We start from the raw sequence: 22040 nt of genomic DNA, 5'->3' as shown, positions 1-22040 counted from the left end.
GTTAAACTCCCCTTCATACTAGTAATGAATGATATTCCCATGTATTTTCGAACGCCCGTCTGTTTTCCGGATGATAGTTAACGCAATAGTCCTGCCCGTCTGCTTCCTTCACGTCATATACTTCCATTTTCACCGGTACTGACGGAAAGTCTGTTGCCGGATCCTGAGGGTTTGGCGTATTTGAGATGATCATTAAGCTGTTCATTTCCAGACGGATCACTATCGTGTCCCCCGCTTTGGCATGCTCCGGATCAAAATGCATACTGCCGGCTTCGTCGGCATAGATCTTTGAAAATAAATTGATGTTTGGCACCAGGTCTCTTTTTGTTAAGCCGTGACGCATCAGCTCCTTGACGAAGTTTTCTTCACCGCTCCGGTAATAATCGTTCAACAGCTTTTGAAACGTGGTTTCACCGTACCGGCTGTCGGTCCCTGCTCTTGTTGAATAACCGCCGATAGGATCATGCCATCCGGAGCTGTCTTCAATAATGCTTGCCATGGCACGGCCGTTATCAGTCATCAGAATGTTTCCTTTCGTAAATTTCGATGTGTGCTGCGCTTTTAACGAATCGGGCATATTGTAACGGTCTGTTGTATTTTTGGCGTTATACAGCAGAAGTGAAATGTTAGCCCCGTCTTCAAGTGCGGTAAACCGGACTGCTTTTCCCTTTGCCAACACATTCGACCATTTGCTTCCTGCTTCAATTATTTTTTCCATCATGGAGCCTCCCTTAGTAATATAAGCACCTAAAATAAATAAAAAGCCCGGAAGAGTTTTCACTCTCCCGGGCTTTTGTCCCTCCGTGTATACAGGCAGCAATGCCTGTACCGCTTTCTCTCGGACCTGCCCTTCTTTTTCAAGAAGCGGAACCCTAGAAAGCATTAGCGTTTCCAGCTGGCGGAAACCTATATACTGTTTTTGCTGTTGATTTGTAGTCTAATCAACATTCCAGCAGAAAACAATCTTCACGTAAGCTTATCTAACATATTAATTTTCAGATTTATTTTTAATTGCATCTTTCACCTGTGAATTATGACTTATCTTTTTTCATTTTTGTTTACTTTATCTTTGAAAAAGGAAACCCTTTACTATTACTCAATCTAAAGGAGAGATACTAATGGCGGAAGATCCAAAAAAAGCAGAACAGTACGTCGATAAGCTGGACCAGGAAGACAAAGACCAGATCATGCAGAACTTTAATACATTTAAAAATTATCTGGGCGACCAGGTGAAAAAAGGCGAAAGCATTGGTCTCGGAGAAAAAGGACTGGCGAAAGCAACCAAGCGTGTGGCCGAACACCTTTCCAAGCATGAAGAGCCTCGCAACCGGGAAGAAAAAGTATTAAACGAGCTTTGGCAGAATGCCGAAAAAGATGAAAAAGACGCTATTGCCAAAGCGCTTGTCCGCATGGTCGATCAAACGAACAAAGACTAAAAAGAAGCACAAAAAATCCCGCTTTTTCAGCGGGTGCTGAAAAGCGGGATTTTCATTTAATCATTGTCATCCGCCCTGTATGGCGTTATAAATAAAGTAAGCAATCACAAGTACTATGGCCACCGGCAGGATAAACTTAAAGAAACAGCCGGCCATACGAATAACCAGGAAAACGAATACGATGAGCAGCAGAATACCTATAATAAATTCCATGAATGCAGCCTCCCTTCCAACCACAGCTATCTATCAAACATTATTAAATAATTTCTGCTTTAATACTGCTAACATATATCTTTCCACCGCTCCTGTTTCGTAAACGTTTCTCCGTATTATTTCGATATTATTACATATTCGTACAAGCAAAAAGCCCTCCTGTAAGGGCTTTTTATTTACTACTATGCGGCTTTGGGCGTTTCATGCGCTTTTGGTTTACGGCCGATTTTTTCTGTTACAGCTGGAACGAAGCGATCAAGTCCGATTTTACCGGCGTTGCCTTTTCCAACCAGGATGAGAATTGCAAGAATAAGCATGATCGGATTAGTCGACACTGTACCTGCCAGCAGAAATGCCATGTTCATCGTTCCTCCGAAGAAGGCGGCAGTGGTGGTAAACAAGCCAACAATTAAGCCGGCACCTACCAGTACTTCCCCCCACATGACGAGAAAACCAAACAGTCCGGCATTTGGAATAGCGACGTTTTCCAGGAAAGCAGTGTACCAGGGATAAGCTGCTGCCGTTTCCCCGCCCTGCATAACCGGTTCAGCGACAGCTCCCTGCAGAAACCCGCCGGGGTTGAAGCCTTCTGTAATTTTTCCCAGTCCTGAGGTGAGCCATGCCCAACCTAAGTACATACGAGCCAGCAGAAACACTACCGCCGCAATCGTCGACTCCTTCAAGAAACGAATAATCATTTTGACCCCTCCTTTTTGTGAATCTATTCACATATTTCTTATCTTTAGTATACCGCATTTTAAATTATTGTGAATATTTTCACATGAATGGACACAAAGTATTCATAAACGTTAAAGAGAAGTCTTCAAAAATAAAAAAGAAAATAAATTTCAAACGTTCGCTTGTGGCGTCTTCCACTATTCAAAAGCATAATATACTATGATTTCTTTTAGGGCTTAGGCTTTGGTATAATAGGATTTATCGCCTGTTCACCTTCTGGCGAAATGTGTCAGAAGGGAGGTGAAAAAATAGTAGCAGAACTTTTATTAACGCACTTTCTTTTTCCTTTCGCATCTACCGTGTTAGGAATCGTATTTGCTGATATGTTGCTAAAGCTAATACGTAAGAAATGCAGGAACAGGCGATGAAAGCAACAAAAAGAGCCTGGATGTCACCAGCATCCAGGCTCTTCCTTTTGGTGAAAAAATGATAGAGAACTTTTATATGCTTATCTTATCATGGCATATACCTCATGTAAACGTTATATGCACTAAGGGCGAAAGACTTTGAAATAAGTAATAAGCAGTCAGGATAGTCTAAAGTTCTTTCAATCTTTTACTGACTTCAGTGAAGTATATCAAACCGTTATCAGAGACCTTCCTCTTAGGCTTTTATTTAGCAATAAAATTCATGGCCTTGGCGGAAAGAAGAAGTAATACATACCGATGCAGCCGCTGGAAAAATAATTAGATTAACAATATAACCCAGGATATACCATTCACCATTTCTAATACCTACTGCTATAAACACGATCGTAAGAATAATAAAAATACTTCCTACTACACGCTTCATTACTTTTTTCATCGTCTCTCTATCTTTCATAGTTCCCTCCTCAATTAGTTTTTTACAGGAAATGTCCAGGAAACCAAATCATAATTCCAGGGAACAGCCCCAGTCCTACACCATTTTCAGTGCGCCCGGTCCACTGGTGCCAAAACGCCTGTTCATTTATTAAGTTTTTCACTCCGTTGATCCATTAGCTGAAAAAAGATGGTCAGTATCCATATAACGATACCTGCACCGCTCATAACTTACAGCCTTCTCAGCCGCTCTCATGCCTAACCTTTCAGTTATGATATCAGATGAAACGAACTTATTAGGATGATAATTCCTGCTCCCAACAGTAACCGCCAATAAAATGTGGGAACCCCATCGGTCCATTCCAGCACTGCACGGGCAATGAGCTGAACTCCTACTCCGTAAAAAAGGAGAAGCAGCCCAACGCGGGTGTAGTCCAGGGCAAGCATAACAAGCACGGCGGCCATCAGCAGCACCCCCGAGGCTGCTAATGAATATAGCTTTGATTTCGATAACGTTGTTTGCTGAGTTTTCATTACCATTCTTCCTTTCACCCCTGATTAATAACAAATATTTCCTTTATTGGTATACCCTTAGGTTCAACTTTACATGTATTCGTTCGTATAAAAAGTAATATCATTCTCTTTACTCCCTCTGTTGAAAATTTTAACTGTATAACGCTAAGCAACATTTTCGCGAAGACCTTTTGGATCGTGCTATAGTTTGTTGGCAGAAGGAGGGCTTATGCAATGAATGAAAAATATACCCCACTATTTCAACCATTAACATTACCGAATGGTACAATATTGAGAAATCGCTTTGTGTTAGCGCCGTTAACCCATGTTTCCTCCAATGAGGATGGCACTATATCTGACCGCGAACTTCCATATATTGAAAAACGATCGGAGGATGTCGGCCTGGCTATTACGGCAGCAAGCAATGTGACAGCTTTAGGGAAAGCGTTCCCCGGACAGCCGTCCATCGCCAGAGACTCGGATATCGAAGGCCTGCGCCAGCAAGCTGCTGTCATGAAAAAGAACGGGGCAAAAGCCGTCGCCCAGATTCACCACGGCGGAGCCCAGTCTCTGCCTAAATTGACTCCCGGGGGCGATGTAGCCGCGCCAAGTGAAATTGAACTGGCAAGCTTTGGCGAGCCACAAAAGCACCAGGCTCGTCCTATTACAAAAGAAGAAATCGAAGAAACAATTCGGGCGTTCGGGGAAGCGACGAGACGTGCGGCCCAGGCAGGCTTTGACGGCGTGGAAATTCACGGGGCCAACCACTATCTCATTCAACAGTTTGTGTCTCCGTACTATAATCGCCGGGATGACGAGTGGGCCGACCCATTCAAGTTTCCACTGGCCGTTGTTGAGAAGGTAACCGCCGCAGCCAGAGAATATGGCGGCGACGATTTTATTGTAGGATACCGATTTTCCCCGGAAGAAGCCGAATCTCCAGGGATTACGATGGAGTTGACGAAGGAATTGATTGATAAGCTGGCTGATCAGCCGCTGGATTATTTCCATGTGTCCCTGATGGATATTCATTCCAAAACGCGGGAAGGTCCGTATTATGGACAGAAACGGATTCAACTGATCCATGATTGGATTGACGGCCGTGCTCCGCTAGTCGGCATCGGCTCCATTTTCACGGCAGATGATGCCTTGAGTGCTCTGGAGACGGGCACGGAATTGGTCTGCCTCGGACGGGAGCTGCTGCTCGATTATCAGTTTGTGCGAAAAATTCAGGAGGGTCGCGAGCACGAGATCAATGCCACCTTTGATCCAGACGAGCCGACGAAATATCATGTTCCAGAGCCGCTATGGCAGCAGCTTTATAACGGATTTTATCCACTGCCGAGAAACGACGGCTGATATCTTTGCGCCAGCTCACGATGCAACCGAGCTGAAGGAGAAGCAAAAACGCCTCCGGTATGACGTTAAAACGTCCATGCCGGAGGTGATTTTCTACTTCCCGAAACCTTATTTTAATAAGTAAGATATTTGAATATTTTGCTTTTTCCTTCTTTTAAGATAAATTTTTTGCTATTCTAGTTTCAATTCTCTAAAAATACTGAGAAAATTTTGTTGGGCTGAAACAGGGAGGGAAATGAGTGGAACCAATTTACGCTGCACTTATCATCGTTGCTATCATAGCTTTAGGAGAGCTGTGCTCGATTTCCACTAGAGCAAAAGTTCCAACGCTTTTGGTCGTGGTCTTCGGTATGCTCGTATTATTTCAAACTGGTATTATTCCTGAGAGCTTAGTGGAATCTTCTGTTTTCACTGCTTTTGGAAGTATGCTGGTTCCAGTACTTTTAGTGCATTTAGGCACAATGATCCCTCTAAAAGTTCTTTTTGCGCAGTATAAAGCGGTGTTGACTGCTTTAGTAGGAGTGGCTATTTCAGTCAGTATCATTTTGCTGATCGTCTCTTTCCTATTTAACTATAATAGTGCAGTAGCAGGTGCTGGACCGATTTCAGGAGGTATTTTTGCTTATATCATTACTCGCGACGGGCTTACTGAGGCAGGATTGACCTCTTTAGCAGCTATACCTGTCGTTATCTTTGCCCTCCAAAACCTTGTAGGCATGCCTTTAACGGCTATTTTATTAAGAAAATATGCTTTGTTGATTCGAGGTGAAAACCCAGCAGATACGGAAACAGCAGCTACCGTTCAGCACGATGAACAAACCGCATCTCCATTACTCTTCCCCGACAGATTGATGCAAAGCAGTTTTTTTCTATTATTTCTTCTGCTAATTGGTGGTTCTCTCGCCACTTTTCTTGGCAGTATCACTGGATTTATCAATAGTAGTATTTGGGGTCTTTTGATCGGTATTGCTGGAGCAGCACTCCGAATTTATCCAGACCATGCCCTGGATAAAGCTAATAGTTCAGGTATCACTATGATTGCATTAATATTTGTCGTTATTGGAAGCCTCGTTGGCATTACTTTTGAACAAATTATCGCATCTTTGGTCCCCGCATTAGTAATTATGGCTTTAGGTACAGTGGGGCTGACATTAGGAGGCTGGCTTGGGGGCAAATGGCTCGGATGGCACCCAACTAAATCAATTCCAGTAGCACTAACTGCGATGTATGGATTTCCTGGAGACTACTTAATCGTAGAAGAAGTAAGCAGGAGTGTTGGACGTACGGAAATTGAACGGAAAAGAATTATGGATGAGCTGGTGGCCCCTATGCTGATAGGTGGTTTCACCTCAGTCAGCATTGGCTCTATTATTATCGCAAGTATTCTAGTCGGTACACTCAATTAATCGAAAGGAAGAATAAAAATGGAAAATACGTTAATCAAAAATGGCACATTAATTGATGGGAAAGGTAATGACCCTATTACAAACGCTTCAGTATTAATACAGGATGACAAAATTCAAGCTATTGGGCCAGAGGCAGAGTTAAAAGCAGCGGATAATACCTCAGTGATCGATGCAGAAGGAAAATATGTACTACCCGGGTTTATAGACACTCATGTACATATGATGCTTGAAATGAAAAGCATGCAAAAAACGCTCACCACTCCTTTTTCATATCGCTTTTATGAAAGTGTTCATTACTTAGAAAGGACCATTCAAACGGGGATCACCTCGGTGCGAGACGCAGGTTTTGCAGACGCAGGATTAAAGCAGGCTGTTAATGATGAACTTGTTAAGGGGCCCCGAATGCAAATTAGCATTAATCCACTTACGATTACCGGCGGCCACGGCGATCATTGGATGAGATCAGGGGTGGACGCCTATCTCACCGGAGTTGATCATCCGGGCATGCCAAATGGCGTTTGCGACGGAACAGAAGAAGTAAGAAAAACGGTACGAAAAATGCTGCGGGCTGGGGCAGATGTTATTAAAGTACATGCTACGGGGGGTGTAACCAGTCCTACTGATCACCCAGAATTCACTCAATTCACCCAGGAAGAACTGGAAGTAATGGTGGAAGAAGCCAGCTTCCGTAAAGGTAAAAAGGTTATGGCTCATGCGCAAGGAAGTGAGGGAATTAAAAATGCTATTAGAGCAGGTATTCATTCCATTGAGCATGGGATTTTCTTAGATGACGAAGCCATCGAACTAATGATCAAGAATGGTACCTACCTGGTCCCGACACTGCTGGCACCTGTAGCTGTTTTAGAGGATGGAGAAAATGAAGGTAATATGAGTGAATATGCGATGGAAAAATCACGGGAAGTTATTGAACATCACAGAGAAAGTATTAAAAGAGCTTATGAAGCTGGAGTAACTATAGCCATGGGCACAGATGCCGGCGTTATGAAGCACGGGACGAATTTGCGCGAATTGGGATTAATGTGCGATATTGGCATGTCCCCTATGGATGCCCTTATCGCTACAACAAAAACAGCCGCTGAGTGTCTTGGATGGGGAGAATATACCGGCACAGTGGAAGAAGGGAAATGGGCTGACCTTGTAATTGTTGATAAAAACCCTCTGGAAGACATTCGCTTATTAGAAAACGAAAAAAATATTCTATTCGTCATGAAAGAAGGAAAAGTTTATAAATCAACCTTATAATTTGTTAATAGCGTCCACCACTGTGGGCGCCTTTTTTAAATTCAAAGCGATGTTAATACTCAATTTCCTTAGATAATATGTCGCATAATAGATTATTAAATACATAAAATCTTCCGTACATTTTCTTACATAAAATCCCTTTATGGTTATTTTTTTGATAAGGTAGTGGCTATATTGCTTTAAGGGGGAAATTAGTTGGGGAATGTAAAAAGAAAACTAGGGGTTTTGACTACCACAGGAATTTTAGCTGCCATGCCTGCCTTAGAAACAACTGCACATGCTGAGGAGACACCAGATTTTCCATTAAATGAAATTAATGCTGAAGAAGCAGAAGGCGAATATTATGTGCCTTCTTCAGTAGAAAATATTCATTGGGGGGATTTGCCTAACCGTGAAAGCCAGGCGGTTGAAAGTATTCAATCAGGCGAAACTGTCACTTTTGATACTGTGTCCCATGAAGGGATACTTGAAGATCAGGGAAGAGATCCAGTAGAATATTTCAGCCAGCATGGAATTGAGGAAGACCAAGTACTAGAAGAGGCTAAAGAAATAACAGCTTCAAATATTGAACACGACTTCGAAGATCATGGACCTCACGTGGTTACTGGCCCAGTTGAAGTAAAAGGAGCTGAACCGGGCGACGTATTAAAAGTAGAAGTTATGTCATTAACACCTAGAGTTCCCTACGGAGTCATCTCCAATCGTCATTATAAAGGAGCGCTCCCAGAAGAGTTTCCGGAGAATGAAGGCCCAGAGGAAGGAGCCAGCGCGGAAAACCCAGAACTGTACAATAACGTGTCAACATTCACTCCAATAGAACAACGAAATGGCGAGTGGATGGCAGAAATTCCAGGCGAAGACGTATACTTTCCTATTGATCCATTTATGGGCTTAATGGGAGTTGCTTCAGATACCGATGAGTATGTAAACTCTGTGCCCCCAAGTGAAACAGGCGGTAATATCGATATTAATGAACTCGGGGTCGGCTCTACTCTGTATCTCCCTGTAGAAGTGGCGGGAGCTATGTTTTATACCGGAGACCCTCACTTTGCTCAAGGAGATGGAGAAGTAGCTTTAACTGCTCTTGAAGGGTCCCTTAGAGGCACCTTTCGATTAACTGTGTTAGAAGATGGCGAAGAGAGCATTCCTGGAGAAAATGACACATTTGATCAACCATTTGGAGAAACAGATGATTATTGGATTCCTATTGGACTGGATGAAGATTTGGATGAAGCCATGAAAGAATCCACAAGAGAGTCTATCGATTTTCTATCTGAAGAACTTGGAATGGATAGAGCAAAAGCTTATGCTTATTTAAGTGCTGCCACAGATTATGAAGTTTCTCAAGTAGTAGACAAGACAAAAGGCATCCATGCGCTTATCCAAAAAGCCCACTTTGATGAAAAAATAAATCAAGATGAAATGCCGGCAGAAGAAACAGAACATACTGAATCGGAAGAAGAAGGCGGAGGCGAACTTCCTGATACTTCAACAAATACTATTCTATATATACTTTTAGGAACGTTGCTTGCCTTTGGAAGTGGTTTATGGCTATTCCAAAAGAAACGATCTGTTTAAAGACAAGAACCAGCAGAAATTAACCTTCTGCTGGTTCTTTAGGTGTTCGATGCTTTATATTCTGAAGGAGATAACCCCATAATTCCCATTGGGTAACACTCGCTTGTTAATCTTCCCTGAACTTTCCTGGCTCCAGAAACATTCAGCATAAATTCTGCTACGAGGATTTGACCCCTTCACCGCAAGGAGGAATAACTACGGTTTGGAGCCCCGCCCGTAATCTTCCGGGCCCACGTACATAAAACCGAGGTTTGGGCTCCATTTCCTGACTTTAGATTTTCATCGCTGCTTCCCGCATTGTCCCTTCCTTCTGCATCTGTACATGCCAGGTGAGGGCTTCTTCCAGAAGATGCGGTGTCTGGCCGCCGGCTTCCTCACAGGCGCGCTGAAAATAACTCCACAACTGCTCCTTATACAGCGGATGCACGCAGTGCTGAATAATTTCTGCAGCTCTCTCCCGCGGCGCAAGCCCCCGGAGGTCGGCATAGCCCTGCTCTGTCACTAGAATATCAACGTCGTGCTCCGTATGATCCACATGGGAGACAAACGGCACCACGCTGGAAATGTCACCGTTTTTGGCAATTGATTTAGTTACAAAAATGGCTGTGCGGGCGTTGCGGGCGAAGTCTCCGGAACCGCCAATGCCATTCATCATATTCGTGCCATTTACGTGAGTGGAATTAACGTTGCCGTAGATGTCTGCTTCGAGGGCCGTATTAATGGAAATCAGGCCGAGGCGCCGGATGATTTCCGGGTGATTGGATAGTTCCTGCGGACGCAGGACCAACTGATCCCGGTAGTCTTCAAGCTTTGGAAAAACTTTGTTCATTTTCTCCCCGGAAAGAGTAATCGAACAGCCTGACGCAAACCGGACTTTGCCGGCGTCCATCAAATCGAACACGGCGTCCTGGAGCACCTCGGAGTACACCTCCAGATTCGTGAATTCCGAATCCAATAGCCCGTGAAACACAGCGTTCGCTACTGTGCCGATGCCGGACTGCAGCGGAGGGAGCTCTTTTTCAGCATTTCCGTGAGCGTATTCATTTTTCAAGAAATCGATCAGGTGTCCGGCCATCGCCTTTGTTGTTTCATCCGGGCTTGTAACGGTCGACGGTGAATCCAGCTCCTTCGTGACGATAATCCCCTGGATTTTTTCCGGATTAACTGGAATGGCGGTAGTGCCAATACGGTCCTCTACGTCCCTTAACGGGATCGGCCCTCTTTCTCCCTGCCGGCCCATATGGTAGATGTCGTGCATCCCTTCCAGATCGGCAGGCTGGGCCATGTTCAGTTCCACAATAATCATATCAGCCTCTTCTGCAAAAACTGCCGAATTGCCTACCGAGGTGGAAGGCACGATCCATCCTTCTTCGGTGATTGCCACTGCTTCTATGATCGCTGCATCAATACGGTTGAGCGACCCGTTCCTTACACTTTCTGCCGTGTGGGACAGATGCTGGTCAATAAACGAAATATTTCCCTGGTTGATCTCTTCCCGCATCCGCTGGTCCACCTGAAAAGGTAATCGCTTACAAACAATGCCGGCATCAGTCATGATCTGGTCAGTATCCGAACCAAGCGAAGCCCCGGTATAAACGTCAAGACAGAACTCTTCCTGCTTCGCTTTTTCTACGAGAGCCCCGGGCATAGCTTTCACGTCTCCTGCTCGTGTAAAACCGCTCAGGCCCACAGTCATTCCGTCCTTGATCCATCCTGCTGCTGTTTCACTGTCCACGATGCGTTCCTTTAAACCGTTGTGCCGGAGCATCTGCTGGAGTTTATTGTTCACGGTAAACCCTCATTTCTTTTTGTACAGCGTAGCAGGATGTGTCATAAGATTCTTTCAATTATGCACAAACGACCGGTATTCATGAATAAACCAGCATATTTGCGGATGAATCAGAATTGCAGCCGCCACCGGAAGGTGCTCGCATACGTCTGGCCAACCGGCACCCGGGACCCTTCATCCATAATGAGCGTAAAGGTGGAATGCGAATCCGGCTGAATGTCCCGGATTTTGTTTAAATTCACGATAAATGAACGGTGGCAGCGGATGAATGTATCCTCCGGCAGCAGCCATTCCAGCTGATGCAGCGTGAATTTGTTTGTGCCCCTTCCTGCACTCGTCTGCATCCACGTTTTCCGTTCGTATGCTTCCATGTAAGAAACGTCGCTGTAGGGAACAGGTTTCCAGCCATTTTCATGCTCCATCGTTAATATTTTAAGCTCTTCCGGAGCTTCGCCGGGCACGGTAATGGCGGTCAGACAGCCGACAAGTTCATTTTTTTGAATAATTGGCACCGACGTTCCGTAGTAAGGGATACCGAAGACGTGTCTGCTCACGTGCCGGGACGTTTTCTTCTTGCTGGCCAAAGAATGGTAGCTGACCGTATCCTGTACCACCCTGTCGCCCGGGGTAATTGACAGGTCGACCGACCGGCTCGGCTTATAGTAAATGAACGCATCTGTACTTGCAGCAGCGAATGAGGTCTCCTTCGGGAATAATTCTTTAAAGCTGTCGATCAACGGCGCAATAGATGATTGATCCATACTTTTCCTCCTTTTGTTTAAAAATTCCCTTCTTATATTATACAGCCGGCTGCTGCCGCAAATGATTCTGTTTTCGAATACGCTGCATGCTCTACTTCTATGCCAAGGTTATTTTTTAACGATTTGCACGCCCGCTTCTTTTTCAAGCACAAGATTGAAACCGGCCTTGCCCTTCTTCAGCACGGCCTGTCTCCAGCTTTCCTCGGGCGGGTCGAACAGCTGATGAAATTCCTTCTGCAGCTCTTTAGCATCTTTTTCTTTCTTTGCTCCGTACCAGTAATACTGGTTTTCATGTACCACTATATCGAGCGCCCTCATCTGGTCAGGCAGCCGGTTGCCGATCGTGCCAAACTCGAGCAGACAGGAGAAGATGTACTTGTCCGGATGCTTCCGGCTATAGACGTCCTTCACGTATTCTGCATCCTCGCCTTTAATTTCCCGTACGTCTGTCTTTTGCACGTCGTTGACCTCCGGATGGCCGAACTGCTTTCGGAGCTGCTTTTCTTTCCTTGGATCTGAATGCGGCACCTGCAGCCACAGCTGTTCGGCAGGACCAAGTCCGGTATGAATATCAATATGGACGACCGTTTCATACTCCTTTACCCATTCATCCATGTGCGCCAGAAGCTTTTCCACCGGCTCTTCATGAGCTGCGCCACCGTAAAAAATACCGGTCGGATACTGATACTGTCCCATCGTTGCTGCTTTTTCCAACCCGGATACGCCGCGTTTAAACACCTTTGCCCCAAGTGCTCCCAAAAGATTTTTCCGCTGTTTTTTCCAGCTTTTCACTGGCCCCTCCGGCACAAAGTGCTTTTTTTCTTTTTCAAACCGTTCGTTCAATGAAGCAGGTACGCTGTTCCAGTCTTTGATAAAATTACGATTCAGGTCAACATTGTTTTCACTCACCCGCCGCCGGTTTTTCATTCCCCACGGATTTACCGCATGAACGAGCCGTAGGCCAGTCGTATTTGGATTCAGCTGCGTCAGATATTCATCGATAAACAGCTGCAGAAGCGCCGACCCTGCATATCCTTCAATTCCGTGTACGCCGGTGGTGACTACAATCAGCGTGTTTGAATGGTATTTGGCGTCCGCTGCAATAATATCGGTGGTGTTATTGTTTTCCGGTTTTCCAACAGCGTACTGGGTCAGCGAAGCCTCAGGCCAGACCGCCGCTACGTCGGTGCTTCTTTTCCGGAAGGCTCTTCTTGCTTCCTCGTAGGTCGGGAAAAAGTATTGATCTGACGGTTTCATATTGCTTCCTCCTTTATCAAAATTACTCTTACGCTCATTATTCCTCGCCATTTCGGGTACAAACCTATTAGCGGCAAAAAGAAACTACAAAAAGGATGATAATTATGCAGCTGCCTTCTTCTTTAGTACAACTAGCCAACGAACGGATTGAACCATTCGATTGTGAAGGGTTTCTGCCGGGCGCCGGGCCGGCCGATGCCACGATCATGTTTGTTGGGGAAGCCCCGGGCGAAACTGAAATTCACAATGGCATTCCCTTCAGCGGCAGAGCAGGAGTCATTTTCGACTCGTATCTCGACGATTTGAACATCAAACGAGAAGACATTTATGTCACCAGTGCCGTGCGCAGCCGCCCCTATAAATGGGGACAGACCAGGGCCGGTGTGCGCCGGAAATACAACCGGACCCCGAACCAGAAGGAAATCCTCGCCCACGCGCCCGTATTGGATTACGAAATAAACCGGGTGCAGCCGCAGTGGATCGTGCCGATGGGAAAAATCGCTTACTGGCGGCTTCTTGGGACCAGCCCCAGACTGGGTGACGTTACTGGCAGAATACAGACGCATCCGATCCGACAGTGGGAGGAAGCGAACGAAGCGTACATTTGGACTGCCAGAAACTATAATATTTTTCCGATTTACCACCCAGCCGCGATTTTGTATAACCGCAGCCTCGAGCAAACGATGAAGGAATACCTGAACACGCTCGCCGCCCATGCGCTTCATATCTAAAAAGCTCCGGAGTACAGACATTTGCCTGTGTTCCGGAGCTTTGCATTAATAGACTTCGTATGTCTGACCGGTCTGCTGCCCTTCGACACTTTTTTGATATGCCAGGGAAACCTTATCTCCCGGTACGGGATCGAAACCGCGGAAAAAGCTGCCAAGCTTATCTGCCGATTCGGCCAGCAGGTTCGGACTGATGTTGTTAATACGGATGTCTCTTGGCAGCTCAATGGCTGCAGAGGTGACAAAGCCTTTCACGGCGCCATTTGCCATCGCAGCGGAAGTCCCCTGAGGAATCGGGTCATCCATCATGATTCCGGATGTAAGCGTGAAGCTGCCGCCGTCATTTACATATGGAATACCGAGCAGCACCAGGTTAATCTGGCCCTTCATTTTACTGTTGATGGCCGTCTGGTTCTTTTCCGGAGTGAGCTCGGTGAGCGGAGCAAAACCGGCGCTCCCGGAGGCCGTAATAACTGCGTCCACACGGCCGGTGGATTCATACATTTGACGGATGCTTTCTTCATCTGTAATATCCACCTGCACGTCTCTTCCGTTTCTCCCGGCACAAAGAATATCGTGGTCATCCTTTAAGCGTTCATATACCGCACTTCCGATCGTACCTGAAGCTCCAACTAATAATATGCGCATGAAAATCTTCCTTTCTGTTTGCAAAATTCTCTACGCTGTATTGTTCCTCTTTTTTCCGGCTTACAAACACCAGCACGTTCCATCATGTCCATTGCAGAGAATAAAGCTCCCACGCATCGACATGAAAAACAGCCGGCTGTTCTGCTGAAAATTGAAGCTCTCCTTCTTCCTGCTCCGGAAACAGGCGGGAGGTAGAAACGTATTCCCCGTCATTTACGAAAACTTCTACAGAAGAGCAGTCAAACAGGCAGCGAAGCGAACGCACACCGTTTACCCGACTGGTTCGGCGCACCGACCCGCCAGTGACCAGATCCGGCCGTTCAAAGGTAAGCGTCTGATCATCGGCGTCATAGGAAATATGAAAATAACGGCGCCAGGAGACGGTCCAGCTTTTATCTTTCTCCACTTCCAGATAAATTTCTGCTACTGGGGCATCCCACGACTGCCATACCAACGCCTCATCATTTACAGCAACGACCGCCGAGGCGTTCCTCCCGCGCAGCTGCCGGCACTCTTCAATCGGCTGCTGGTACAGATGTCCGTTTTGCATCGTCAGCTCCCGGGGGACCGTCAGACAGTGAACCCAGCCATCGGCAATCGTCGGATGCACCTGTTCCTGCTGGTCCGGGACGCCCATCCAGCCAATCAGCAGACGCCGGCCCTGCTCATCCAGAAACGACTGCGGGGCGTAAAATTCAAAGCCCAGGTCAATTTCACGAAACTCCCCGTGGGAAAATGTGCCCGTTTCCGGGGCGAATTCACCGGTAAAAATGCCGGTCTGATACTGATTCTGGTACCGGTACGCTTCTGCTTCAAGGCCCTGTGGAGACACAAGCAGCACCCGGGAGCCACCCAGCTCGAAAAAGTCCGGGCATTCCCACATATAGCCAAAGGAAGCACTCAGCGTAGCGTCCTTTCCGGCTAGCGGCCCGAGAAACTCCCATTCCCGCAGGTCCCTCGAGCGGTAAAGCAGTACCTGTCCTTCCAGGTCAAGACGCTGGGCACCGATTACAAGCCACCACACTCCGGCTTCAAACCATACTTTTGGATCGCGGACGTGAGCGGTATAGCCTTCCGGCTGATAAATCACCGGACCGTGCTTTTCAAACTCCACTCCGTCGCTTGAAACCGCAAGACACTGGTAGCTCGTCCGGTTCCCGTGTTCATCCTTGACGTTTCCGGTATAAAACAAGTATAGAAAACCCTCATGTGCTACCGCGCTGCCGGAATAGCAGCCGTTTTTTTCAAAATCATACACCGGTGCGAGCGCTGGGGGCAGAAGCTCCCAATGAACCCAATCCCGGCTCACCGCGTGTCCCCACCATTTGCTGCCGTGACCGGTATGAAACGGCATCCACTGGTAAAACACATGATTCACTCCCTGCCACTGCACAAGTCCATTCGGATCATTCATTAAGCCTGCTGGAGGCATCAGGTGAAACTGCTGTCGAAAGGGACCTGCCGCTTCGACCGTTTGCACTATTTGGTCTGCTTCTTTTCGAAGAGCGTGCTCCTCTTTCATTGCTTCCTCCCTATACAGCTTTTTCTTCACTGTCTTTTTCTGTTTTTGTCTCTTCTTTCTTCGGCTGCTGTTCTTCTTCCTGCCAGCCGAGCAGCCACGCTGCTGTAAACGCGCCGCCCACAGCAACCAATATACCGATGGCATAGTTAATTGGGTCATTTGCGATCGCAAACATTGGAAGCCCGGTCACCCCGATACCGTTTGCTGTAACGTTTGTAATCGTCACGTACGCACCACCAAGAGCGCCACCAATTGCAGCACCGATAAACGGACGGCGGTAGCGGAGGTTAACCCCGAAGATGACCGGCTCCGTGATGCCCAGAAAGGCCGCGAATGCTGACGGACCAGCAATTTCCTTCATTTTTTTGCTCTTCGTCTTCACCCATACGGCAAGACCGGCTCCGCCTTGGGCGACGTTAGCCATTGCCCATATAGGGAGGAGGTAGTTAAAGCCGACCTGGCCGAGAATTTCTGCTTCGATCGCGTGAAAGCTGTGGTGCACGCCGGTTAAAACGATGAGCGAATACAGGCCGCCAAACACGAGACCGGCAAAACCGGCACCAGAATCATATAAAAACGACAGCGACGTGGTTACACCTTCACCGAGCAGACGGCCAATCGGACCGACGACCATCAATGCTACAAAGCCGGTGGTCATGATTGTTAAAAAAGGTGTCACAAGCAGGTCGACCATATTCGGAACAACCTTGCGGAACAGCCTTTCGAGCCAGCACATCACGTACACCGTCAGGAGCACTGGTATAACCGTTCCCTGATAGCCAAGCAGCTCGATATTCATGCCCGCAAAATTGAGCATTTCCGGCTCGACGCCGCCTTCCTGAAGTCCCCACGGATTCAAAAGAGTTGGGTGGGTCATAATCCCGCCGACCACAGCTCCTAAATACGTATTCCCGCCGAATTCACGTGCAGCGCTGTAGCCGATCAAAATTGGTAGAATAATAAAGGCAGCTGAGGAAAACATATCAAGCAGAATGTATAGGGAACTGTCTCCATCCGCCCACCCGAATCGGTTCATAAGATTTAAAAGGCCCATCAGCATACCAGCGGCGACAATCGCCGGAATAATTGGTACAAAAATATTGGAAAGTACTTTCGCAAATCGTGAGACCGGATTCATTTTCTTTTTTACAGCTTCATTATGATCCATTTGCTTTTGTTTATGCTCTGTGGACTCGTCATCAAGGCCAATTTCTTCGGCAAATGGCTGAAATACCTTATTAACCGTGCCGGTCCCAAAGATAATCTGAAATTGGCCGGAGCTTGAAAAGGCTCCCTTTACGCCCTCCAGATCTTCAATTTCCTGCTTATTGATTTTGCTCTCATCGTCAATAACCAGCCGGAGCCTCGTGGCGCAGTGGCTGGCACTGATAATATTATCTTTTCCGCCAAGGAGCGGTACCAGTTCTTTTGCTATTTGTTTATGATCCATCAGGAAACTCCCTCCGCTAAACTAACGGAAGCTGTTTTTAGACATAAAAAAGACCCAAAACGAGAAGGGTCAACGTGTGCCTAGGATACACGTGTCCTGTTCTCATTTTGGGTCTTGCCTGCCCGTAGCAGTAACAACTCCCGATATGTGTAATGTACAGAAAGTATACAAAAAGAAAAGATCCATGTCAACGCTTTCTTTTCATTTCTATGAAATCGACTGGTTCGATAAAATTCGTTGAATATGAAGCGCAATATAGCCGATTTCCGGCAGAGGAAACGGCAGTCCCGCCTCTTGTTTAACGTAATCAGCCAACTCGTATGCAACAGCATAGGCTTTTTCATATTTCGTCTGGATCAGCTCGAGCATTTCGGGATCCATATCATCAAACACTTTGCCGTCCTCTGCTCTTGAGAGTGCGAAGTTTAAATGAACGACGAGCCGGTGATACGACATACCCCGGTCCGCAAGCTCGAGTCCGGCACGGTCTTCTACAATTTGAATCAGCTCCTGGATCAGTGAGGTTCTGTGCATCGTCTCCTCCATCGATCCGGTCTGCAGCTTCGCCGTATGCAGATGCAGCGCAATGTGCCCTGCTTCATCCTCCGGCAGCTCGACTCCCAGATCTTTTTTGATCTTCTGAATGGCCCAGACACCGATGCTGTATTCTTCCTGATAAAGAGCCTTAATTTCATGGAGGAGCTTATTTTCTATAGTAAACCCTTGCTTAATACGCTCGAGTGCAAACGCCAGGTGATCAATGATGGAAATATGAATATGGTCACTGAGCGGCAGATGCATTACCCCTTCCGCGTAGCTGATAATTTCTTCCCCAACTTCAATAACTTCAATTGGCAGAGTCTTCAAAAGCTGCTCAAATTTTGGCGTCTCTTCTTCCATACTGAAAATCTTTTCAATCTTCTTTTGATTAACGGGATCATTTTTGCCTTTTTGAAATCCAATCCCCGGACCGAAAATGATCTTCTCCCGGTCACCGTGATGGACGACTACCGCATTGTTGTTCAGTACACGCAGGATCTTCATGCACCGGCCTCCTTTCCTTCGATACTATATCACCCTCCGGCCGAGATTTCACGCGGGGGACATACGTCTTTCCCGGAAAAGTTAACACAAAAAGCCGCCGGACGTATAACCCGGCGGCTTTTAGGACTATGCAGATACATTTATTTTAAGCCGTGCTCTTTTTTGTACGCTTTCGCGTATTGGTCGGCTGCCTGCATGGCGCTTACAACGTCATAAGGCGTTAGCGCAAACGGCATATTGTGGCTGCTTTCCCCTTCAGTTAAAGCCGCTTCCGCCACTTTCATTAATTCATCCTCCGAGGCATCTCCGAGGTGCAGATCCTCAAGCGTAATCGGCAGCTCCAGTTGGTAATACAGATCCACATACTTTTCAAACTCTTCTTTCGAACGGTTCTCAAGGGTCAGCTGGCTCAGGGTGCCAAAGGCTACCTTTTCCCCGTGCGTCATATGATGCACCTCTCCGTCGAGAACGGTAAATCCATTGTGAATCGCATGCGCAAGCGCAAGGCCCCCGCTTTCAAAACCAAGGCCGCTCAACAGCGTATTTGCTTCAACAATCTGCTCAAGGGCATGGGTAACAATCTGTCTTTTGTTGGATTCATATGCAAGAAGTCCATACTGAAACAGCGTTTCTTCACATTTTTCTGCGATTGCTGCGCCGGCAATCGTGGAAAGCCCGCCGGACATGGCATTGGCGTTTGCCTGAATAGCCATGCGCGCTTCCACCCATGTAGCCATCGCGTCCGCTATACCGGAGGCGAGAAAACGAGGGGGTGCGCCGGCAATGATTTTGGAATCCATTACAATCAAATCCGGATTTTTTGAGTAAAAGCGGTACGATTCAAATACGCCTTCATCCGAGTAAATGACAGAAAGGGCGCTCGTCGGAGCATCGGTAGAAGCCGTCGTCGGAACAATGACGCAGTAAGCATCCGGAATCTGGTCGCGCACCCCTTTGGCCGTGTCGAGCGTTTTGCCGCCGCCGACAGCAACGATCATTTCTGCCCCAGCCGATTTGGCTTCCTCAGTAATCCGGTTGATTTCCCCAGTGGACGCTTCACCGTTAAAGGTAATGTTTACAGCGTCGATGCTTTGTTGCTTGAGGCTTTCCACCACACGGTTACCAGCCAGATCCCATACAAATTCATCTGCAATAACAACTGCTTTACTGCCCATTCCTTTTACATAGGAGCCTACTTCATCGACTACGTCGACGCCCTGCACGTATTTATTTGGACTGATAAATACTTTATTTCCCATTTTGGATTCCTCCAGTTTTAATTTTTTATTCACTCGTTGTCTTCCCTAATACGCGTTATTTTACGCATCAATATTTAAGAACATATGTTCGATTAAAGGTTGTCATTTTTTACATTAACTGCCTTTTGTACATACGATCTACAAGGAGGTATGCGCATTGACAATAGCATTTCATCAGCAAAAGCTCATTCAGCATTTTTTTGACTCCCCTGACCATCAATACCTGTGGAGTAACGGCGACACACATCAACTCGACGAGGCATTCCGCGACTTTTTTCTGGATGTTAAAAAGCGGGTCTTCATGCAGAAAACGATTTACTGGGCGGCCGTGCACTATGATAAACGGGAGAGAAAGCACCGGGAGCGGTTTCCGCTGGCTGTAGATAACGATGAGGAAGCGTCCGCCACACCTCTTCCGGCTGTTTCTTTCACAGACCAGTACCGCAGCCGTTCACGGGAGCTTGCCGGCCATATTGAAAATCCGGAGCTTTATGACATTATTCAGCAGAGGCCGGAAAAGGAACAAGCCGTATTATACGCCTTATTTATTGAAGGCCGTACAATAACAGAAACAGCCAGGGCAATGGGCATATCCCAGCAGGCCGTTTCGAAAATTAAACAAAAATCTCTCCGCATCCTGAAAACTCAGCTCGAAATCATTCGTAGCTTCCCTTGATAAGTAAATCTTGTTTGTTCTTATCTCTATTTACAGGAATTCCTTGAAAACAGTGTCGGACAGCCTCTGAAAAATGTATAATAGATACAACCTTACTTGAAGGAGGATACATATGGGAAATTGGTTAACAACTGATACATGGTTTTATAACCTTGTAGGCTCTCTCAGTGACGTTATCTGGAGTTATTTGTTAATCGCACTTTTACTTATTTTAGGCGTTTATTTTACCATCCGCACCGGCTTTGTCCAGTTCCGGATGCTTAAAGAAATGTTCGTGCTTTTATTCAAGGAAGGAACCGACCGTTCCGGCTTTAAAGACAGAAAGGGCACGAGTGCTTTTCAGGCATTTGCGATCAGTACCGCTGCCCGTGTCGGCACCGGAAACCTCGCCGGGGTGGCCCTTGCCATCAGTGCCGGCGGACCGGGCGCCATTTTCTGGATGTGGGTCATCGCTATTATCGGTGCCGCTACCGGATTCGTGGAAAGCACGCTTGCACAAATGTATAAAGTAAAGGATAAGGACGGGTTCCGCGGCGGTCCGGCCTATTACATGGAACAGGCGTTGAATGCCCGCTGGCTCGGCATTGTCTTCGCTGTTTTGATTACGCTCTGTTTTGGATTTATTTTCAACGGCGTACAGACTAACACGATCGCCCAGGCGTTCAATGGTGCTTATAATATCCCATCAGTTTACGTCGGGATTGCCATTATGCTTTTGATTGGTGTCATTATTTATGGCGGCATTCGCCGTATTGCTGTAGTAGCTGAAATTATCGTTCCAATTTTTGCTTCGCTTTACGTTATTGCAGCCGTTGTCATTATGATTATTAACATTGCAGATGTCCCACAGGTATTTGGGCTTATTTTCGGCCAGGCTTTCGGGATTCGTGAAGTCGCCGGCGGTACTATTGGGGGCGCTCTCATGCTCGGCATTCAGCGCGGCCTCTTTTCCAACGAAGCCGGTATGGGTAGCGCGCCGAACGCAGCAGCCACTGCTTACGTTAGCCACCCGGTCAAACAGGGGCTCGTCCAGTCCCTTGGGGTTCTCACAGACACGCTGATTATATGCAGCGCGACAGCATTTATTATTCTGCTTTCTGGTACGTATGCGGACGCCGGGGCAAATATTGAAGGGATACAGCTGACTCAGGATGCTCTTGCCTTCCATCTGGGCGGCTGGGCACAAACCTTCCTCTCCCTTGCTATTTTCTTTTTTGCCTTCAGCTCCCTTCTCGGGAATTATTACTATGGCGAAGTAAACGTGGAATTTATCTCTCCAAAGCGCATTTACGTCCAAATTTTCCGTGTCTGTTTCCTGCTGTTTGTTCTTCTTGGAGCAGCAAGCGGCCTCGAGCTTGTATGGGCCATGGCAGATCTGTTTATGGGCTTAATGGCGGTCGTCAACTTAATTGCGATTGCACTGCTCGGCCACATAGCTGCTGCCGCACTCAAAAACTACCTGGATCAGCGCAAACAAGGCATCGATCCAGTATTTTACAACGACAGTATCCCGGGATTGAAAAACTTAAAAGCCTGGGGCAAAAAACGATAATTACGCAATATCCGACCTGCATTTTCTTTAGAGGATGCAGGCTTTTTG

General features: G+C 46.8%; 21 protein-coding genes and 1 riboswitch. Of the genes, 8 read left to right on the top strand and 13 right to left on the bottom strand.

Annotated elements, in window-relative coordinates:
- Positions 1 to 13: 13 nt before the first annotated feature.
- Complete coding sequence (locus B5066_RS07715; protein ID WP_079476978.1) at positions 14 to 718, bottom strand: urea amidolyase associated protein UAAP1; 705 nt, start codon at positions 716 to 718, stop codon at positions 14 to 16.
- Between the two features lie 62 nt (positions 719 to 780).
- Positions 781 to 887, bottom strand: a riboswitch (guanidine-I (ykkC/yxkD leader).
- A gap of 231 nt (positions 888 to 1118) precedes the next feature.
- Here B5066_RS07715 and B5066_RS07710 point away from each other — a divergent pair.
- Entirely contained in the window at positions 1119 to 1436 is a 318-nt protein-coding gene (locus B5066_RS07710) for a DUF3243 family protein (protein ID WP_079475368.1), read from the top strand.
- A 66-nt stretch (positions 1437 to 1502) separates the two neighbouring features.
- Here the strand turns inward: B5066_RS07710 and B5066_RS16675 are convergent, their stop codons facing one another.
- From B5066_RS16675 to B5066_RS07695, 4 genes are all read right to left on the bottom strand, one after another.
- A complete protein-coding gene (locus tag B5066_RS16675; RefSeq protein WP_158219098.1) occupies positions 1503 to 1649 on the bottom strand; it encodes a hypothetical protein in 147 nt (48 codons plus the stop codon).
- Positions 1650 to 1831: 182 nt separating this feature from the next.
- Positions 1832 to 2347 carry a DoxX family protein gene (locus tag B5066_RS07705; protein WP_079475367.1) on the bottom strand — a complete coding sequence of 172 codons (516 nt, stop codon included), beginning with the start codon at positions 2345 to 2347 and terminating at the stop codon, positions 1832 to 1834.
- A 655-nt stretch (positions 2348 to 3002) separates the two neighbouring features.
- Positions 3003 to 3209: a hypothetical protein gene (locus tag B5066_RS07700; protein WP_079475366.1), complete on the bottom strand. Its 207-nt coding sequence runs from the start codon at positions 3207 to 3209 to the stop codon at positions 3003 to 3005.
- A gap of 248 nt (positions 3210 to 3457) precedes the next feature.
- Positions 3458 to 3721, bottom strand: a complete 264-nt coding sequence (locus tag B5066_RS07695) for a hypothetical protein (RefSeq protein ID WP_079475365.1) — start codon at positions 3719 to 3721, stop codon at positions 3458 to 3460.
- Between the two features lie 213 nt (positions 3722 to 3934).
- Between B5066_RS07695 and B5066_RS07690 the strand changes: the two genes are divergently transcribed.
- From B5066_RS07690 to B5066_RS07675, 4 genes are all read left to right on the top strand, one after another.
- A complete protein-coding gene (locus tag B5066_RS07690; protein ID WP_079475364.1) occupies positions 3935 to 5059 on the top strand; it encodes an NADH-dependent flavin oxidoreductase in 1125 nt (374 codons plus the stop codon).
- 239 nt (positions 5060 to 5298) lie between these two features.
- Positions 5299 to 6465, top strand: coding sequence for a hypothetical protein (locus B5066_RS07685; protein WP_079475363.1), 1167 nt, complete (start codon positions 5299 to 5301; stop codon positions 6463 to 6465).
- 18 nt (positions 6466 to 6483) lie between these two features.
- Positions 6484 to 7728: a metal-dependent hydrolase family protein gene (locus tag B5066_RS07680; protein WP_079475362.1), complete on the top strand. Its 1245-nt coding sequence runs from the start codon at positions 6484 to 6486 to the stop codon at positions 7726 to 7728.
- Positions 7729 to 7923: 195 nt separating this feature from the next.
- Positions 7924 to 9306 carry an acetamidase/formamidase family protein gene (locus B5066_RS07675; protein WP_079475361.1) on the top strand — a complete coding sequence of 461 codons (1383 nt, stop codon included), beginning with the start codon at positions 7924 to 7926 and terminating at the stop codon, positions 9304 to 9306.
- A 271-nt stretch (positions 9307 to 9577) separates the two neighbouring features.
- Here B5066_RS07675 and B5066_RS07670 read toward each other — a convergent pair whose 3' ends face one another.
- The 3 genes from B5066_RS07670 to B5066_RS07660 form a co-directional block, all read right to left on the bottom strand.
- Entirely contained in the window at positions 9578 to 11095 is a 1518-nt protein-coding gene (locus B5066_RS07670; protein ID WP_079475360.1) for a succinyl-CoA:acetate CoA-transferase ScpC, read from the bottom strand.
- Between the two features lie 110 nt (positions 11096 to 11205).
- Positions 11206 to 11856, bottom strand: a complete 651-nt coding sequence (locus B5066_RS07665; RefSeq protein ID WP_079475359.1) for a LytTR family DNA-binding domain-containing protein — start codon at positions 11854 to 11856, stop codon at positions 11206 to 11208.
- Positions 11857 to 11964: 108 nt separating this feature from the next.
- A complete protein-coding gene (locus B5066_RS07660) occupies positions 11965 to 13113 on the bottom strand; it encodes a M14 family metallopeptidase (RefSeq protein ID WP_158219099.1) in 1149 nt (382 codons plus the stop codon).
- Positions 13114 to 13217: 104 nt separating this feature from the next.
- Between B5066_RS07660 and B5066_RS07655 the strand changes: the two genes are divergently transcribed.
- Complete coding sequence (locus B5066_RS07655; protein ID WP_094908194.1) at positions 13218 to 13844, top strand: uracil-DNA glycosylase; 627 nt, start codon at positions 13218 to 13220, stop codon at positions 13842 to 13844.
- A 45-nt stretch (positions 13845 to 13889) separates the two neighbouring features.
- On the opposite strand, the gene B5066_RS07650 is transcribed toward B5066_RS07655, so the two are convergent.
- The 5 genes from B5066_RS07650 to B5066_RS07630 all read right to left on the bottom strand — a co-directional run bounded on the left by B5066_RS07650 (position 13890) and on the right by B5066_RS07630 (position 19764).
- Positions 13890 to 14489, bottom strand: a complete 600-nt coding sequence (locus B5066_RS07650) for a short chain dehydrogenase (protein WP_079475356.1) — start codon at positions 14487 to 14489, stop codon at positions 13890 to 13892.
- An 82-nt stretch (positions 14490 to 14571) separates the two neighbouring features.
- The gene (locus B5066_RS07645; RefSeq protein ID WP_079475355.1) at positions 14572 to 16011 is read right to left on the bottom strand and encodes a glycoside hydrolase family 32 protein; all 1440 of its coding nucleotides are present in this window, start codon (positions 16009 to 16011) and stop codon (positions 14572 to 14574) included.
- 10 nt (positions 16012 to 16021) lie between these two features.
- Entirely contained in the window at positions 16022 to 17461 is a 1440-nt protein-coding gene (locus tag B5066_RS07640; RefSeq protein WP_079475354.1) for a sucrose-specific PTS transporter subunit IIBC, read from the bottom strand.
- A 207-nt stretch (positions 17462 to 17668) separates the two neighbouring features.
- Positions 17669 to 18505 carry a PRD domain-containing protein gene (locus tag B5066_RS07635; RefSeq protein WP_079475353.1) on the bottom strand — a complete coding sequence of 279 codons (837 nt, stop codon included), beginning with the start codon at positions 18503 to 18505 and terminating at the stop codon, positions 17669 to 17671.
- Positions 18506 to 18645: 140 nt separating this feature from the next.
- The gene (locus B5066_RS07630; RefSeq protein ID WP_079475352.1) at positions 18646 to 19764 is read right to left on the bottom strand and encodes a glycerol dehydrogenase; all 1119 of its coding nucleotides are present in this window, start codon (positions 19762 to 19764) and stop codon (positions 18646 to 18648) included.
- A gap of 157 nt (positions 19765 to 19921) precedes the next feature.
- Between B5066_RS07630 and B5066_RS07625 the strand changes: the two genes are divergently transcribed.
- Both B5066_RS07625 and B5066_RS07620 read left to right on the top strand, forming a co-directional pair.
- Positions 19922 to 20440, top strand: a complete 519-nt coding sequence (locus tag B5066_RS07625) for a sigma-70 family RNA polymerase sigma factor (protein WP_079475351.1) — start codon at positions 19922 to 19924, stop codon at positions 20438 to 20440.
- Between the two features lie 112 nt (positions 20441 to 20552).
- A complete protein-coding gene (locus B5066_RS07620; RefSeq protein WP_079475350.1) occupies positions 20553 to 21992 on the top strand; it encodes an alanine/glycine:cation symporter family protein in 1440 nt (479 codons plus the stop codon).
- The last annotated feature ends 48 nt before the right edge of the window (positions 21993 to 22040 follow it).

Source organism: Marinococcus halophilus, from assembly GCF_900166605.1.
In the GTDB taxonomy this organism is placed as follows: Bacteria; Bacillota; Bacilli; order Bacillales; family Marinococcaceae; genus Marinococcus; species Marinococcus halophilus.
This window is presented reverse-complemented; position numbering and strand designations above follow the sequence as displayed.

What these genes read in the sequence shown, in the direction of transcription:
- B5066_RS07715 (WP_079476978.1), bottom strand. Translation starts at nt 718, where the DNA reads ATGGAAAAAATAATTGAAGCAGGAAGCAAATGGTCGAATGTGTTGGCA.
- B5066_RS07710 (WP_079475368.1), top strand. Translation starts at nt 1,119, where the DNA reads ATGGCGGAAGATCCAAAAAAAGCAGAACAGTACGTCGATAAGCTGGAC.
- B5066_RS16675 (WP_158219098.1), bottom strand. Translation starts at nt 1,649, where the DNA reads ATGGAATTTATTATAGGTATTCTGCTGCTCATCGTATTCGTTTTCCTG.
- B5066_RS07705 (WP_079475367.1), bottom strand. Translation starts at nt 2,347, where the DNA reads ATGATTATTCGTTTCTTGAAGGAGTCGACGATTGCGGCGGTAGTGTTT.
- B5066_RS07700 (WP_079475366.1), bottom strand. Translation starts at nt 3,209, where the DNA reads ATGAAAGATAGAGAGACGATGAAAAAAGTAATGAAGCGTGTAGTAGGA.
- B5066_RS07695 (WP_079475365.1), bottom strand. Translation starts at nt 3,721, where the DNA reads ATGAAAACTCAGCAAACAACGTTATCGAAATCAAAGCTATATTCATTA.
- B5066_RS07690 (WP_079475364.1), top strand. Translation starts at nt 3,935, where the DNA reads ATGAATGAAAAATATACCCCACTATTTCAACCATTAACATTACCGAAT.
- B5066_RS07680 (WP_079475362.1), top strand. Translation starts at nt 6,484, where the DNA reads ATGGAAAATACGTTAATCAAAAATGGCACATTAATTGATGGGAAAGGT.
- B5066_RS07665 (WP_079475359.1), bottom strand. Translation starts at nt 11,856, where the DNA reads ATGGATCAATCATCTATTGCGCCGTTGATCGACAGCTTTAAAGAATTA.
- B5066_RS07660 (WP_158219099.1), bottom strand. Translation starts at nt 13,113, where the DNA reads ATGAAACCGTCAGATCAATACTTTTTCCCGACCTACGAGGAAGCAAGA.
- B5066_RS07655 (WP_094908194.1), top strand. Translation starts at nt 13,218, where the DNA reads ATGCAGCTGCCTTCTTCTTTAGTACAACTAGCCAACGAACGGATTGAA.
- B5066_RS07650 (WP_079475356.1), bottom strand. Translation starts at nt 14,489, where the DNA reads ATGCGCATATTATTAGTTGGAGCTTCAGGTACGATCGGAAGTGCGGTA.
- B5066_RS07645 (WP_079475355.1), bottom strand. Translation starts at nt 16,011, where the DNA reads ATGAAAGAGGAGCACGCTCTTCGAAAAGAAGCAGACCAAATAGTGCAA.
- B5066_RS07640 (WP_079475354.1), bottom strand. Translation starts at nt 17,461, where the DNA reads ATGGATCATAAACAAATAGCAAAAGAACTGGTACCGCTCCTTGGCGGA.
- B5066_RS07635 (WP_079475353.1), bottom strand. Translation starts at nt 18,505, where the DNA reads ATGAAGATCCTGCGTGTACTGAACAACAATGCGGTAGTCGTCCATCAC.
- B5066_RS07630 (WP_079475352.1), bottom strand. Translation starts at nt 19,764, where the DNA reads ATGGGAAATAAAGTATTTATCAGTCCAAATAAATACGTGCAGGGCGTC.
- B5066_RS07620 (WP_079475350.1), top strand. Translation starts at nt 20,553, where the DNA reads ATGGGAAATTGGTTAACAACTGATACATGGTTTTATAACCTTGTAGGC.